The organism is Pseudomonas sp. Soil_N_39, from assembly GCF_057655955.1.
In genome coordinates, this window is the sequence record NZ_JBDGLI010000015.1 from 68,669 (window position 1) to 84,872 (window position 16,204).

General features: G+C 62.0%; 11 protein-coding genes. 2 read left to right on the top strand and 9 right to left on the bottom strand.

What is annotated here, in order from left to right:
* Nucleotides 1–256 precede the first annotated feature (256 nt).
* From AC3A5O_RS21025 to leuC, 7 genes are all read right to left on the bottom strand, one after another.
* On the bottom strand, nt 257–2,851 hold the full coding sequence (locus AC3A5O_RS21025) for a FimV/HubP family polar landmark protein (protein ID WP_487753674.1): 2,595 nt from the start codon (nt 2,849–2,851) through the stop codon (nt 257–259).
* A gap of 209 nt (nt 2,852–3,060) precedes the next feature.
* Entirely contained in the window at nt 3,061–4,071 is a 1,011-nt protein-coding gene (locus AC3A5O_RS21030) for an aspartate-semialdehyde dehydrogenase (protein WP_305467720.1), read from the bottom strand.
* A 252-nt stretch (nt 4,072–4,323) separates the two neighbouring features.
* The gene (asd, locus tag AC3A5O_RS21035) at nt 4,324–5,436 is read right to left on the bottom strand and encodes an aspartate-semialdehyde dehydrogenase (protein ID WP_024779161.1); all 1,113 of its coding nucleotides are present in this window, start codon (nt 5,434–5,436) and stop codon (nt 4,324–4,326) included.
* 54 nt (nt 5,437–5,490) lie between these two features.
* Entirely contained in the window at nt 5,491–6,573 is a 1,083-nt protein-coding gene (gene leuB, locus AC3A5O_RS21040) for a 3-isopropylmalate dehydrogenase (RefSeq protein ID WP_354338596.1), read from the bottom strand.
* A gap of 66 nt (nt 6,574–6,639) precedes the next feature.
* Complete coding sequence (locus AC3A5O_RS21045; RefSeq protein WP_092474468.1) at nt 6,640–7,404, bottom strand: class I SAM-dependent methyltransferase; 765 nt, start codon at nt 7,402–7,404, stop codon at nt 6,640–6,642.
* A 144-nt stretch (nt 7,405–7,548) separates the two neighbouring features.
* A complete protein-coding gene (gene leuD, locus AC3A5O_RS21050; RefSeq protein ID WP_003203864.1) occupies nt 7,549–8,193 on the bottom strand; it encodes a 3-isopropylmalate dehydratase small subunit in 645 nt (214 codons plus the stop codon).
* Nucleotides 8,194–8,204: 11 nt separating this feature from the next.
* Nucleotides 8,205–9,623 carry a 3-isopropylmalate dehydratase large subunit gene (leuC, locus tag AC3A5O_RS21055; protein ID WP_003203866.1) on the bottom strand — a complete coding sequence of 473 codons (1,419 nt, stop codon included), beginning with the start codon at nt 9,621–9,623 and terminating at the stop codon, nt 8,205–8,207.
* A 157-nt stretch (nt 9,624–9,780) separates the two neighbouring features.
* On the opposite strand from leuC, the gene AC3A5O_RS21060 reads away from it, so the two are divergent.
* A complete protein-coding gene (locus AC3A5O_RS21060) occupies nt 9,781–10,671 on the top strand; it encodes a LysR family transcriptional regulator (RefSeq protein ID WP_305467725.1) in 891 nt (296 codons plus the stop codon).
* 69 nt (nt 10,672–10,740) lie between these two features.
* Nucleotides 10,741–14,019: a PAS domain S-box protein gene (locus AC3A5O_RS21065; RefSeq protein WP_487753675.1), complete on the top strand. Its 3,279-nt coding sequence runs from the start codon at nt 10,741–10,743 to the stop codon at nt 14,017–14,019.
* Nucleotides 14,020–14,235: 216 nt separating this feature from the next.
* On the opposite strand, the gene AC3A5O_RS21070 is transcribed toward AC3A5O_RS21065, so the two are convergent.
* Complete coding sequence (locus AC3A5O_RS21070) at nt 14,236–14,688, bottom strand: Hsp20 family protein (RefSeq protein WP_122566040.1); 453 nt, start codon at nt 14,686–14,688, stop codon at nt 14,236–14,238.
* A 119-nt stretch (nt 14,689–14,807) separates the two neighbouring features.
* The gene (locus AC3A5O_RS21075; RefSeq protein ID WP_122566041.1) at nt 14,808–15,767 is read right to left on the bottom strand and encodes a tRNA dihydrouridine synthase; all 960 of its coding nucleotides are present in this window, start codon (nt 15,765–15,767) and stop codon (nt 14,808–14,810) included.
* Nucleotides 15,768–16,204: the final 437 nt, after the last annotated feature.

Genomic DNA, 16,204 nt, shown 5'->3' on the forward strand with positions numbered 1-16,204 from the left:
ACAAATCCCTGTGGGAGCTGAGCTTGCTCGCGATAGCGGTGGGTCAGCTTGCGAAGATGTTGAATATGCCGCCGTCATGGCGAGCAAGCTCGGCTCCCACAGGGGGGCTCGGGTATTCACAATATCCTGTGTCCAGCACAAATCCCTGTGGGAGCTGAGCTTGCTCGCGATGGGGCCAGCCCAAACGCCATTACCTCCCCTGCCCCAAACAAGAACGGCAGCCTCATCGGCTGCCGTTCTTGTTCACCCGATCCTCTCAGACCAAGCGCGACAACATTTCCTGCGCTTCGCTCTTCTGAGTGGCATCGCCTTCGCTGAGGACTTCACCAAGGATGTCGCGGGCGCCGTCGTTGTCACCCATGTCGATGTAGGCCTGGGCCAGATCGAGCTTGGTCGCCACCTCATCGGTACCGCTGAGGAAGTCGAAGTCCGGCTCGTCTTCAGCGCCAACCAAGGCATCTTCGGCGGTGAAGGTCGGTTGACCCAGGCTGTCGGACAGGCGATCCAGTTCGGCGTTTACATCGTCCAGCTCGGATTCGAAGGCATCCTTTGGCCGGTCAGGGGCATCCATCTCGTCGGCAAGGGACAGATCGAAATCCGCCGGCAATTCGAGATCGTCGGCTGGCGTATCGTCCAGGGCTGGCGTTTCAGCTGCAGGAAGATCCAGGCCCTTGAGGTCATCATCCAGATCCAGGAGGAAGTCTTCGTCATCGAGCGCCGCGACCGGGGTCGGCGCGTCGGCGCCCAGGTCCAGGTCGAATTCCGACAGGTCGTCCAGGCTTTCGTTGGCTTCAGTCTGCTGCTTGAGCACCGACTCGAAACTCAGGTCGTCGTCTTCCGGGAATGCATCCAGCTCGGCGACAGGCTCCGGTGCAGGCGCGACCGGGGTCTCCAGATCATCCAGGCTCAGGTCGAAGGCGCTGTCCAGCTCCTCATCGGTGGGCGATTTGTCTTCCAGCAGGTCCTTGACGTACTGCGCGTCCAGCTCTGCAGCCACTGTCGCCGCGGCAAGGCCAGCAGCGGCGGTAGCGACCACCATGGCCGGGAAACGGCTTTTCAGCTGTTCAACCTGGGCGAAGTTGTCGCCATTGGCCACCAGTTGGCGTTCCTGGGCGACAAAGGCGTCGCGGTCGCCCTGCTGACCGTAGACTTCCATCAGTTTCAGACGCAAGTCGCTGCGCTGGGGTTCGGCCTTGATACCCTGCTCAAGCAAGTCGGCGGCCTGGTTCAAGCGGCCGCGGTCGATATGGGACTGGGCCTGGGGCAGCACGTCGTCGGAACGCTCGGCGGCCGGCGCCACCAATGGCGCGGCGATAGGCGGCGTGACCACCACAGGCGCGATCACCGGGGCCGGCTTGGGCGCTGGCGCAGGGGCCGGTTTTGGCTCGAGTTTTACGCTAGGCGGTGGAACCTCAATGCCCTCGAAGCTGCTCGGGGGCAGATCGAGCTCCGGGGAGAAGTCAGCCTCCTCCTCGAGGGCCCGGGCCATGCGCAAGTGTTTTTCCGCTTCCTGCTGGGCCTTGCGGCGACGGGCGAGCAACAACAGCAGCAACAGCAAAAGCAGCGCGCCGCCGCCAATCAACCCTAGCAGGATCGGATTGGTCAGCAGGTCGTTGTATTTTTGCTCGTTGGACGCGGCAGGCGTCGGCTCGACCGGTGCGGCAGGCGGCGTCGCTTCCGGGGTCACTTCTGGCGCAGGTGCAGGCGCAGTCGTCGGGGCCTGTGCCGCTGGCGCAGGGGTCAGCTCGGCGGACATCGCCGCAGGTGCTTCGCCAGCAGGCGGAACGGCGGCACCTTCGGCCTGCATCTTGGCCAGTTGATTGTTCTTCAGCTCGATCAGGCGCTGCAGTTTGTCCAGTTGGCTCTGCAGATCCGCCATGCGGCTTTTCAGTTCTTCGTTGTCCCGGCGAGCCGAATCGAGGCTTTCCTGGGTGACTGCAAGCTTGTTGCTGAGCGCCTGGGCATCGCCGGCAGCGCCCTTGCCCTTGCCGCCCGCCTTCGCCGAGTCGGCCGACACCAGACTCAAGTTATCGCGACCAGCCGCCTGTGCCGGCGCGCCTTCGCCACGGCCACGCTTGGTGGCGTCCAACTGCTGCTTGCCAGCACCCGCCACGCCACGACGCCCCGAGCGCCAGGCGGCGTTCTGCGCAGCCACTTCGGCGATGGCCTGAGGTTGCGGCAACGCCGTGCTTTGCACCGGATCTGGCAGGCGCAACACCTGGCCGGTCTTGAGCAGGTTGATGTTGCCGTTGATGAACGCATTCGGGTTCAACGCCTGGATCGCCAGCATGGTTTGCTGGACCGACCCACCGTTGCGCACCTTGGCGGCGATTTCCCACAGGGTATCGCGCGGCGTGGTGGTGTACTGGGACGGCTTGGTGGCCCCAGTAACCGGCGTGGACACGACCTGGGGCGGTTTTGCCCGGGCAGCGTCGGCGGCCTGTGGCGAGAATTTGGAAGGATCGAGCAATACGCTGTAGTCGCGCAGCAGACGGCCGTTGGGCCACATCACCTGCACCAGGAACTTGACCATGGGCTCGGACAACGGCCGGCTGGACGTGACCCGCAGGACACTCTTGCCGTTGGCGTTGATCACCGGGGTGAAGCTCAGGTCATTGAGAAAGGCCTGGCGGTCGACCCCGGCCTTGGCGAAGTCGTCGGGCGAGGCCAGGCTCGGCACGACTTCGGCGGCGGTCAGTTGCTGGACGTCGAGCAACTCGATCTCGGCGACCAGGGGCTGGTTCGGCGTCGACTTCAGGGTCAATTCCCCGAGCCCGAGCGCTTGCGCCATACCGGAGGACAGCGCCGAGGCGGCCGCTATTGCTAACACCAGTTTGCGAACTTGAACCATAGCCTCTTCCTTTGTTTGAACATTCCTCGGCCAGCGAGAAGGTATTGATGCCGCTGCCGTAAGGCATTGCGCGCAGCCCCGAAGCAACGGTGCGCGCGATCGTTTCACTCATGCCCCGGGCAAGTCCCCGCAGGGATGTTCGCCTTCAACGCTCTGGCCAAGCATAGCGCCCAGCTAGAATCATTCGACAAATTGTTGCCAAGTATCTTTTACAGCAGGTCTTTTATCAACAACTCAGCCACTTGCACTGCATTGAGCGCCGCGCCCTTGCGCACGTTATCTGACGTCAGCCACATATTTAGTTCAGCCGGATCGTCGATCCCACCGCGCACACGACCAACGTAGACCACATCCTGCCCCACCGCATCACCCACCGCAGTCGGGTAATCGCCCGCCTCCACCAGCTCGATGCCGGGCGCCGCTTCCAGGGCCGCGTTGACCTTGGCCAGGTCGATGGCGCTAGCAGACTGCACGGTCACGCTAAAGCTATCGCCAAAAAACACCGGGGCTTGAATGCAAGTGACGGAAATCTTTAATAAAGGTTGATTCAGCACCTGGCGCAACTCGCGGACCAGGCGCTTTTCCAGCGATGTATGGCCCTGCTCGTCCGGAGCGCCGACCTGGGCCAGCAGGTTAAACGCCATCTGCCGGTCAAAAAACTTCGGCTCCAACGGACGAGCGTTGAGCAGCTCGGCGGTCTGGCGCGCCAGCTCGCTCACAGCCACGCGGCCCTGGGCCGACACCGCGAGGCTGGCGGTCAGGCTGATGCGCTGCAGATCGAGGCATTCGCGCAGTGGCGCCAGCACAACCGCCAAGGCCGTGGCCGACGCGCTGGGGCTGCTGACTTGCAACGGCTTACTCAAACCGGCCAGGACCTGGGCGTTGGCTTCCGGCACGATCTGCGGCGCCTGTTCGGGCGGCAAGGCGCCGGACAGGTCGATCAGCGCACAACCGGCCGCCGTGGCCCGCGGGGCAAAACTCAGGGTCACCGCCGGGCCGGCGGCGAAGAACACCAGTTGGACTTTGCTGAAGTCGAATTCATCGACCTCGCGCACCCGCACGTTTTTACCGCGGAACATCACCGAGCTGCCTGCCGATTCGCTGCTGGCCAGCAGGTGCAGGTCGCCGACCGGGAAGTCCCGCTCTTCGAGAATCTGGACGAGGGTTTCGCCGACAGTACCGGTGGCGCCGATCACGGCAATATCAAAGGACTGGCTCATGGGTCTACCTCAGGTAAAACGTGGGGAGCGGCACTTTACCGGGTGGTCGGTATGCAGGCAATTGGCAGGGGGATTTGCAGTGCCTGGATTGACCTCATCGCGAGCAAGCTCGCTCCCACATGGGGTATTCAGTGGCCGCAAAACCTGTGGGAGCGAGCTTGCTCGCGATGAGGCCAGCCCTGACACACAATTGCCGACATAAAAAAACCCGTACCTCTCACAAGGCACGGGTTCTTTCACAGCCGCAATCGATCAACGCTCGAGCAGGATCCGCAGCATGCGACGCAGCGGTTCGGCCGCGCCCCACAGCAGTTGGTCGCCGACGGTAAAGGCACCGACGAATTGCGACCCCATGTTCAGTTTGCGCAGACGGCCCACCGGTACATTCAGAGTGCCGGTGACCTTGGTCGGGCTCAGCTCCTGCATGCTGGTTTCGCGATTGTTCGGCACCAGCTTGACCCAAGGGTTGTGCTGGCTGATCAGCCCTTCGATGTCGGCGATAGGCACGTCTTTGTTCAGCTTGATGGTCAGCGCCTGGCTGTGGCAGCGCATGGCGCCGATGCGCACGCAGATGCCGTCCACCGGGATCGGGCTCTTGAAGCGACCCAGGATCTTGTTGGTTTCAGCCTGGGCCTTCCACTCTTCGCGGCTCTGGCCGTTGGGCAGTTCCTTGTCGATCCACGGGATCAGGCTGCCGGCCAGCGGTACGCCGAAGTTCTCGGTCGGGTAGGCATCGCTGCGCATCGCCTCGGCGACCTTGCGGTCGATGTCGAGGATGGCGCTGGCCGGGTTGGCCAGGTCATCGGCGACGGCGGCGTGGGTGGCGCCCATCTGCTTGATCAGCTCACGCATGTTCTGCGCACCAGCACCGGACGCCGCCTGATAGGTCATGGCGCTCATCCACTCCACCAGGCCGGCTTCGAACAGGCCGCCCAGGCCCATCAGCATCAGGCTGACGGTGCAGTTGCCGCCGATGTAGTTCTTGGTGCCCGCATCCAGCTGCTGGTCGATGACCTTGCGGTTGACCGGATCGAGGATGATCACCGCGTCGTCCTGCATGCGCAGGCTGGAAGCGGCGTCGATCCAGTAACCCTGCCAGCCGGCTTCACGCAGCTTGGGGAACACTTCGCTGGTGTAGTCGCCACCCTGGCAAGTCAGGATCACGTCGAGGGTCTTGAGCTCTTCGATGCTGTAGGCATCCTTGAGCGCACCGGTGTCCTTGCCCACGGACGGGCCCTGGCCACCGACATTGGAAGTGGTGAAAAACACCGGCTCAATGAGATCGAAATCCTGCTCTTCCAGCATTCGCTGCATGAGCACGGAACCGACCATGCCGCGCCAACCGATCAGACCTACACGTTTCATCGCAACTACACCTATACAAAAGTGGGCCACCGTCGAAGCGGTGGGCCCGAAAGATTACAGATTCCGCAGCGCGGCGACTACTGCATCGCCCATTTGCTGCGTACCGACTTTGGTACAACCTTGCGACCAGATATCACCGGTGCGCAAGCCTTGGTCCAAGACCACGCTGACGGCTTTTTCGATCGCGTCGGCGGCATCGTTCAAGTTGAAGCTGTAGCGCAGCATCATCGACACCGACAGGATGGTCGCCAATGGGTTGGCAATGCCCTGCCCGGCGATGTCCGGTGCCGAACCGTGGCACGGCTCGTACATGCCCTTGTTGTTGGCGTCCAGGGAGGCCGACGGCAGCATGCCGATGGAACCGGTGAGCATCGACGCTTCGTCGGACAGGATGTCGCCGAACATGTTGTCGGTGACGATCACGTCGAACTGCTTCGGTGCGCGCACCAGTTGCATGGCGGCGTTGTCGACGTACATGTGGCTCAGCTCGATGTCCGGGTAATCCTTGGCCACCTGCTCGACCACTTCACGCCACAGTTGGCTGGACGCCAGCACGTTGGCCTTGTCCACCGAGCACAGCTTCTTGCCGCGCACACGGGCCATGTCGAAGCCGACCCGGGCGATACGGCGGATTTCGCTTTCGCTGTACGGCAGGGTGTCGTAGGCCTGGCGCTCGCCATTATCCAACTCACGGGTGCCACGCGGGGCGCCGAAGTAGATACCGCCGGTCAGCTCACGGACGATAAGGATGTCCAGACCCGAAACGATTTCCGGCTTCAGGCTCGATGCGTCGGCCAGTTGCGGGTAAAGAATCGCCGGACGCAGGTTGCCGAACAGGCCCAGTTGCGCACGAATCTTCAGCAGGCCGCGCTCAGGGCGGATGTCGCGTTCGATCTTGTCCCATTTCGGGCCACCCACGGCGCCCAGCAGCACGGCATCGGCAGCACGGGCACGGTCCAGGGTTTCGTCGGCCAGGGGCACGCCGTGCTTGTCGATGGCGGCGCCGCCGATCACGTCGTGGCTGAGTTCGAAGCCCAGGTCGTACTTGTCGTTCGCCAGCTCCAGGACCTTGACCGCCTCGGCCATGATTTCCGGGCCGATACCGTCACCTGGGAGAATCAGAATCTGCTTGCTCATGCTTTCCTCGTTTGCTCTGTCGACACGGGCATGGGCTTCGTACCCAAGGCCGGGTCGGGAAAAATGCTATCGCTCGGCCCACAGCACCAGTACATCTGTACTGAACGAACCATCGGCCTCAATCTCAAAATATTCACGCACTTCATCGCCCATCGAACGCTGCAGCTGGAGGATCGCCCCACGCATCACCTCGGGCGTGCGCATGCGTTCGACCCAGGAGTGGTACTCCAGGCGCAGGCGTTGGCGCGAGGTGCTGCGGGTGTGCAGCCCTGCTTCGCTGACCTGGCGCAACCACTCGCCAGCCGAATAATCGCGCACATGACTGGTGTCACGCAGCACTTCGATGCTTTGCAAGTAGGTGTCCAGCAATGGCGTACCCGGCGACAGGATGTCGATGAACGCCATCATCCCGCCCGGCTTGAGCACTCGCCTCACTTCCCGCAACGCCAGGCCGAGGTCGCTCCAATGATGCGCCGAATAACGGCTGAACACGAAGTCGAACTCAGCGTCGGCGAACGGCAGGCGCTCGGCGGCGCCACGGACCGTGCTGATGTTGCCCAGGCCACGCTCAGCCGCTGCTGCGGTGACAACATCCAACATCTGTTGGGACAGATCGTAGGCCACCACTTCACCGGCCAGCGGCGCCACGTGAAAACTCACATGGCCGGCGCCACAGCCCAGGTCCAGCACACGGGCATCGCCACGCCCGGCCAACGCCGCCTGTAGCAGCGCGAACTCAGCGCCCTGGGCGTGCACGGCACTGCTCAGGTAGGCCGAGGCCTGTTCACCGAATTGCTTTTGTACAACCTGACTGTGGGCGGTGCTGGTCATGGATGGTTACCTTTTTGGTGTTGTGTTGCCTGGGCGGGCCCCATCGCGAGCAAGCTCGTTCCCACAGGTGTCTTGTGAACACCATAGATCCCCTGTGGGAGCGAGCTTGCTCGCGATGAGGCCGGTACTGCCTACATCAATCCATCAAGCATCCCGAAACAACCAAGGCTGGCTCGCCCGGTGCTTGGCCTCGAACGCGGCAATCGCCTCGCCGTCCTGCAAGGTCAGGCCGATGTCATCCAGGCCGTTGAGCAGACAATGCTTGCGAAACGCATCGATCTCGAAACCCAACACCTTGCCGTCGGGACGGGTCACGGTCTGGGCGGCCAGGTCGATCTGCAGTTGATAGCCGGGGTTGGCCTCGACCTGCTGGAACAGCTCATCCACGTCAGCATCGCTGAGGATGATCGGCAGCAAGCCGTTCTTGAAACTGTTGTTGAAGAAGATGTCGGCGTAGCTCGGCGCGATGATGCTGCGAAAACCGTACTCTTCCAGGGCCCATGGCGCGTGCTCGCGGCTCGAGCCGCAGCCGAAGTTCTCCCGGGCCAGCAACACGCTGGCGCCTTGGTAACGCTCGGCGTTGAGCACGAAATCCTTGTTCAGCGGCCGCTTGGAGTTGTCCTGGTACGGCTGGCCGACATCCAGGTAACGCCATTCGTCGAACAGGTTCGGGCCGAAACCGGTGCGCTTGATGGACTTCAAAAACTGCTTGGGAATGATCTGGTCGGTGTCGACGTTGGCACGATCCAAAGGCGCGACAAGACCGGTGTGCTGGGTAAAAGCTTTCATGCTGCGCTCCTTCAGATCAATTCGCGGACGTCGACGAAACGGCCGTTGACAGCCGCCGCCGCGGCCATCGCCGGACTCACCAGGTGCGTACGGCCACCGGCGCCTTGACGGCCTTCGAAGTTACGGTTGGAGGTGGAGGCGCAATGCTCGCCCGACTCCAGCCGGTCCGGGTTCATCGCCAGGCACATCGAGCACCCCGGCTCACGCCATTCGAAACCGGCCTCGAGGAAAATCTTGTCCAGCCCTTCCGCTTCGGCCTGGGCCTTCACCAGGCCCGAGCCCGGCACCACGATGGCCTGCTTGATGGTCGAGGCGACCTTGCGGCCCTTGGCGATCACTGCCGCGGCGCGCAAGTCTTCGATCCGCGAGTTGGTGCAGGAACCGATGAACACGCGATCGAGCTGAATGTCGGTGATCGCCTGGTTGGCGCTCAAGCCCATGTATTTCAAGGCACGGACGATGGAGTCGCGCTTGACCAGGTCCATTTCCTTGGCCGGATCCGGTACGTTCTGGTCCACCGCCAGCACCATTTCCGGGGAAGTGCCCCAGCTGACTTGCGGCTTGATCTGCGTCGCGTCGAGTTCAACCACCGTGTCGAACTTGGCATCGGCGTCGGAGACCAGGTCTTTCCAGGCCTCGACCGCCATGTCCCATTCCGCGCCTTTTGGCGAGAACGGACGCCCTTTTACGTATTCCACGGTTTTTTCATCGGCGGCCACCAGGCCAACGCGGGCACCGGCCTCGATGGACATGTTGCAGATGGTCATGCGGCCTTCGACGGACAAGTCGCGGATCGCGCTGCCGGCGAACTCGATGGCATGGCCGTTACCGCCGGCGGTGCCGATCTTGCCGATCACGGCCAGGACGATGTCCTTGGCGGTGACGCCGAATGGCAGTTTGCCCTCGACGCGCACCAGCATGTTTTTCATTTTCTTGGCGACCAGGCACTGGGTGGCGAGCACATGCTCGACCTCGGAGGTGCCGATACCATGGGCCAAAGCGCCGAAAGCACCGTGGGTCGAGGTGTGGGAGTCGCCACAGACCACGGTCATGCCCGGCAAGGTCGCGCCCTGCTCCGGGCCGATAACGTGGACGATGCCCTGGCGCACATCGTTCATCTTGAATTCGACGATGCCGTATTCGTCACAGTTATCGTCGAGGGTCTGGACCTGCAGGCGCGAGACCTGGTCGGCAATGGCTTCGATGCCGCCCTTGCGCTCCGGCGTGGTCGGTACGTTGTGGTCCGGGGTCGCGATGTTGGCATCGATGCGCCACGGCTTGCGCCCGGCCAGGCGCAGGCCTTCGAAGGCTTGCGGCGACGTCACTTCGTGAATGATGTGACGATCGATGTAGATCAGCGCCGAGCCATCGTCGCGCTGCTTGACCAAATGCGAATCCCAGAGCTTGTCGTAGAGCGTTTTGCCGGCCATCAGACGGTTTCCTCATCAGCTTGTTTCTATGCCCCGGGCCCTGAACGAATCAATAACCCCTTGGCTTGTGAGGCTGATCCTATGGGGTTACATTAAATAACTCAAATTCATATTTTTCATGCTTTGCATAACCAACTGGAATCCGACTGGAACCGCCATGGACCTCGCCAACCTCAACGCCTTTATTGCCATCGCCGAGACGGGCAGTTTCTCCGGCGCCGGTGAACGCCTGCACCTGACTCAGCCGGCCATCAGCAAGCGCATCGCGGGTCTTGAACAACAACTCAAGGTGCGCCTGTTCGACCGCCTGGGCCGTGAAGTGGGCCTGACCGAGGCCGGCCGAGCCCTGTTGCCACGGGCTTATCAGATCCTCAACGTGCTGGACGACACCCGCCGCGCCCTGACCAACCTGACCGGCGAAGTGACCGGACGCCTGACGCTCGCCACCAGCCACCACATCGGCCTGCACCGCCTGCCGCCCTTATTGCGGGAGTTCACCCGACGTTACCCCCAGGTGGCGCTGGATATTCAGTTCCTGGATTCGGAAGTGGCCTACGAAGAAATCCTCCATGGCCGGGCGGAACTGGCCGTCATCACCCTCGCCCCCGAGCCTCACACGCTGGTACGGGCCATGCCGGTGTGGGACGACCCCTTGGATTTCGTGGTCGCCCCGGAGCATGCCTTGTTGGAAAAAGGCGCGGTGAGCCTGGCGGACATCGCCTTGCATCCAGCGGTTTTCCCGGGGGGCAATACCTTTACCCATCACATCGTGCAACGGCTGTTCGAGGCCCAGGGCCTGACGCCGAACATCGCCATGAGCACGAATTATCTGGAAACCATAAAGATGATGGTGTCCATTGGCCTGGCCTGGAGCGTTCTGCCGCGCACCATGCTCGACGAACAGGTCGCACGCATTCCTTTGCCAGGCATACAGCTCAGTCGCCAGCTAGGCTATATCTTGCACACCGAACGGACGCTATCGAATGCCGCACGGGCTTTCATGGCCTTACTGGACGCACAAATCGATTTGCCAGGGACAAAGGCATAGGTTGTGCCGCGCCTGTAGGGCCTTGGAGGCTTGTGCTTAATGCCCAAAACCGCTCAAGGCTCGCTAGAAATGCCCAAACCTGCTGACCATCTCCCGCCCTTGCCACGCATTCAGGCGCTCGACCCGAAGCGGTCCGAGCAAAGCTGGGACAGCGCGCCACAGTTGCTGGCCGCCCTGAACGGTGCGCGGCTGGGCGCCTGGTCGTGGGACATCGACAGCGGCCAGATCAGTTGGTCCCGCGGCACCCAGGCGCTGTTCGGCTTCGATCCGCGCCAACCGTTGCCGGCGGACGTGGACTACCTCGATTTGCTGTTACCCGAAGACCGGGCCAGGGCCGTGCGCGCGTTTCACGCGGCAGTGGCCGGGGCGCCACTGGAACAGGCGATGCATCACCGCATCGTCTGGCCCGACGGCAGCCTGCATTGGCTGGAAATCAGTGGCAGCGTGCTGCCCGACAAGCACGGCCGGCCGCGCATGATCGGGGTGATTCGCGAAATCACCCATCAGCGCGAACGGGAACAGGCGCTGCGCAGCTCGGAAAAACGTTTCGCCACGCTATTTCACCTGACCCCGAACATGGTGCTGCTGACCCGCCAGGAAGATGGCCTGATCATCGAGGCCAACCAGTATTTCGAAAGTCTGTTTGGCTGGCCGCTGCACGACATAATCGGCCGCACGACCCTGGAACTGGGCTTATGGGTCCATCCCGAGCAGCGGGCAAAATTGGTGGAGGTCGTCAAGGCCAAGGGCGAAATGACGAGTATGGAGGTAGAACTGCAGGCCAGTAACGGCCAGATCCACAGCGGCCTTCTCAGCGCGCAGAGAGTCGAGCTCGAGGGCCAGCCTTATCTTCTGAGCACATTCCTCGATACCACCGAACGCAAACTGGCCGAGCAGGCCCTCAAGGACAGCCAGGAGCGCCTGGACCTGGCCCTCGACTCGGCGCAACTGGGCACCTGGGACTGGCACATTCCCAGCGGCATGCTCTACGGCTCGGCCCGGGCCGCGCAGCTCCATGGCCTGGAACCCAAGGCGTTCCACGAATCATTCGATGCGTTTTTCGAGGGGGTGCCCACGGAAGAACGCAACAACATGCGCAACGCCTACCGCAGCCTGCGGGAAGGCCCGGCGGGCAATTATCAATTGACCTACCGCGTGCAACTGCCCGACGGCAGCTCGCGCTACCTGGAAAGCCGCGCCCGCCTCTACCGCAACGACGACGGCAGCCCCTTGCGCATGGCAGGGACTTTGCTGGACATCACCGACCAGGTGGAGCGCGAACAAAGCCTGGCCGCCTCGGAAGAGAAATTCGCCACGCTGTTCCAGGTCAGTCCCGACCCGATCTGCGTCACCCACCAGGACAGCGGCCGGTTCCTCGAGATCAACTCCAGTTTCACTCAGACCTTCGGCTGGAGTACCCGCGACGTGATCGGTCTCAGCGCCGACGAAATCGGCCTCTGGGGCGGCTCGGGCAGCAGCCTGCAACGCATCGAACGGGTGATCCGCGAACAATCGCTGAACAATGTCGCCATCGTCGTTCACCACAAGAACGGCCAGCCGCTGACCTGTGTGATTTCTAGCCGGCAAATCAACGTCGGCAATCAGCCGTGCATCGTCACGACTTTGCGCGATATCACGCAGCAGCAACGCTCCGAAGCCGCCCTCAAGGCCAGTGAAGAGAAGTTCGCCAAGGCGTTTCATTCCAGCCCCGACGCCATCACCATCACCGAGCTCGAAAGCGGTCGCTACCTTGAGGTCAACGACGGCTTCTGCCGGTTGACCGGTTACCGCGCCGACGAAGTGATCGGGCATACGGTCTACGAGGTGGGAATCTGGGCCGAAGAAAAACAGCGCGCGGCCCTGCTGGCCGAATTGCAACTCAAGGGCCGCGTCGTCCACCAGGAAATGCTCGGGCGCAATAAACGTGGGGAAATCCTCACGGTGGAGGTCTCGGTCGAGCCCATCACCCTCAATGAAACCAAGTGCCTGCTGCTGACCGCCCGGGACGTGAGCCTGCTACGCAATGCCGAAGCCCAGATCCGCCACCTGGCCTATCACGACCCGCTGACCAACCTGCCTAACCGGGCCTTGTTGATGGACCGCCTGAGCCAGCAGATCGCCCTGCTCAAGCGCCACAACTTGCGCGGTGCCCTGCTGTTTCTCGACCTGGACCACTTCAAGCACATCAACGATTCCCTCGGTCACCCGGTGGGCGACACCGTGCTGAAAATCATCACCGCTCGCCTGGAAGCCAGCGTGCGCCTGGAAGACACCGTGGCGCGGCTGGGCGGCGACGAGTTCGTGATATTACTCAGCGGCCTGGAGGGCTCGCGCAGCGAAGTCAGCAAGCAAGTCCAGACACTGGCCGACACCCTGCGCGAATTGCTTTCTGAGCCGATGTTTCTCGATGGCCAGCGACTGCAGGTCACGCCGAGCATCGGTATCGCGTTGATCCCCGACCACGGCTCCACGCCCACCGATTTGCTCAAGCGCGCCGACATTGCCCTGTACCGCGCCAAGGATTCGGGACGCAACACCTCGCAGATGTTTCACACCACCATGCAAAAAGCCGCCAGCGAACGGCTGCGCATGGAAACCGACCTGCGCCAGGCCCTGGCCCGTGGCGAGTTCAGCGTGCATTTCCAACCGCAGGTCGATGCCCGGGACAACCGCATCGTCGGCGCCGAAGCCCTGGTGCGCTGGCATCACCCGGACCTCGGCGCCCAATCGCCCAACGAATTCATCAAAGTGCTGGAGGACAGCGGCCTGATCCTCGAAGTCGGGACCTGGATCCTTGATGAAGCCTGCGACGGCTTCAAGCAACTGATCGCCAAGGGCAAGATCGACCCACAGCAATTCAGCCTGTGCGTAAACATCAGCCCGCGACAATTCCGCCAGAGCGACTTCGTCGAACGCATTGAAACCTGCCTAGCCACCCATGCCCTGCCCTGCTCCATGCTGAAGCTGGAAATCACCGAAGGCATCGTGATCCAGAACCTGGACGACACCATCGCCAAGATGCGCCGGCTCAAGAAACTGGGCGTAAGCTTCGCCATGGACGATTTCGGCACTGGTTATTCGTCGCTGACCTACCTCAAGCGCCTGCCGGTGGACACGCTGAAAATCGACCAGTCATTCGTGCGCGACGCCACCAGCGACCCCAACGACGCCGAAATCATCCGGGCCATCGTCGCCATGGCCCGCAGCCTCAACCTGGTGATGATTGCCGAAGGTGTGGAGACCCTGGAGCAATTGCAGTTCCTGCAAGGACTCGATTGCCATTTGTACCAGGGTTACCTGCACAGCCGACCGCTGCCGCTGGAGGCGTTTGAGCGGTTGTTGCCGTGACATGGAGACACTGCGGGGAACGCTTGTGGCAAGGGGGTTTTATGTGGGAGCTAAGCTTGCTCGCGACTGCAGCTGACTCGGTATTTGAAGGACCGCATCGCTTTTATCGCGGGCAAGCCTTGCTCCCACATAAAATCCCCTCGCCACAATGAATCTTCCACCGTTCTCCAAAATGAAAAAGGGCGCCCTTGGGCGCCCTTCTTCAGTTGCGATGCATCAGTTTTGCAGCGCGGGTTGCCGCTGCGCACCGTTGATCGGGATGCGCTTGGCTTTTGCCTCTTCCGGAACCACCCGCAACAGGTCGATGCTCAACAGACCGTTGCTCAGGCCGGCGGACTTGATCTCGATATGATCGGCCAACCGGAAGGACAGCTTGAACGCACGCTGGGCAATGCCCTGGTGCAGGAAGGTGACGCTGTCGTTGCTGGCTTCACGCTTGCCGCCGCTGATGGTCAGCACACCTTTTTCCACTTGCAGGTCCAGGTCTTCTTCCTGGAATCCGGCGGCGGCGACCACGATGCGGTACTCGTCATCGCCATGTTTTTCCACGTTGTAGGGTGGATAGCTGCTACCTGGTTCGTTGCGCAGGGCGGTTTCGAACAAGTCGTTGAAACGATCGAAGCCTACCGAGGAACGGAACAGCGGGGCCAGCGAAAATGCAGTACTCATGATCCAAATCTCCTGAAAAATTCAGCAAGTTTTTTTGTCTCCGCGACCCGAATTCGGCATCGCGTAACCCCTATCTAGGGTCCGCCAAAAACTTTTCAAGAGGTTTTTTTGAAATTTTTTCAGGCCGCTTTGGTGCGCTGCACACCCAATAAATGCCCCACCGCGTCCAGGTCGGTTTCCCGGCGCAGCGCGGTAAACAGCTCGACCGCTTCGGGGTAATTGCGGGTCAGCATTGCCAGCCACTGCTTCAACCGGCCCGGGGCTTGGCGCGGTGTCAGTTGTTCGACCACTTGCTGCCAAAAGTCGTGGAGCATCGGCTGCAGCTCGACCCAGGACATCTCGACCACGTCCTCGCCAGCCCGGGCGGCGGCGATTTGCCGGGCCAGGTCCGGGCGGGAAACGAGACCGCGACCGAGCATGATGTCTTCGACACCGCTGATTTCGCGGCAACGGCGCCAATCCTCAACACTCCAGATATCGCCATTGGCGAACACCGGCACCTTGACCACTTCCTGCACGCGGGGGATCCATTCCCAATGGGCCGGAGGCTTGTAGCCATCGACCTTGGTCCGCGCATGCACCACGATGTGCGCCGCGCCGCCTTCGGCCAACGCCGTGGCACAGACCAGCGCGCCGTCCGGGCTATCGAAGCCCAGGCGCATCTTGGCGGTGACGGGGATGTGTTTCGGCACCGCGCGGCGCACGTGTTCGACGATTTCGTTGAGCAGTTCCGGCTCCTTGAGCAACACCGCCCCGCCCCGGGATTTATTCACGGTCTTGGCTGGGCAACCGAAATTCAGGTCGATCACCTCCGAGCCCAACTCACAGGCCAACGCCGCGTTTTCCGCCAGGCACACCGGATCGGAGCCGAGCAACTGCACCCGCAACGGCACGCCGGCAGCGGTCTGGGCACCGGCCAGCAGCTCAGGGGCGAGCTTATGGAAATAGGCCGGCGTGAGCAGACGGTCGTTGACGCGGATGAACTCGGTGACACACCAGTCGATCCCGCCAACACGGGTCAGGACATCCCGCAGGATGTTGTCGACCAACCCCTCCATGGGCGCCAGGGCAATTTGCATGGAAACACACACTCAACGAAAAAACGTGCGGCAGTTTACCGGATTTTGCCCACATTTCCGGCATTCCCCACAAATCCCTGTGGGAGCGGGCTTGCTCGCGAAAGCGGTGGGTCAGCTTGCATTGACGTTGAATGGACTGACGCTATCGCGAGCAAGCTCGCTCCCACAATGGTTCCAGGGCGTTCACGGAATTGGAGTCCGCCACAAATCCCCTGTGGGAGCGGGCTTGCTCGCGAAAGCGGTGGATCAGCTTGCATTGATGTTGAATGGACCGACGCTATCGCGAGCAAGCTCGCTCCCACAATGGTTCCAGGGCGTTCACGGAATTGGAGTCCGCCACAAATCCCCTGTGGGAGCGAGCTTGCTCGCGAAAGCGGTGGGTCAGCTTGCATTGACGTTGAATGGACTGACGCTATCGCGAGCAAGCTCGCTCCCAC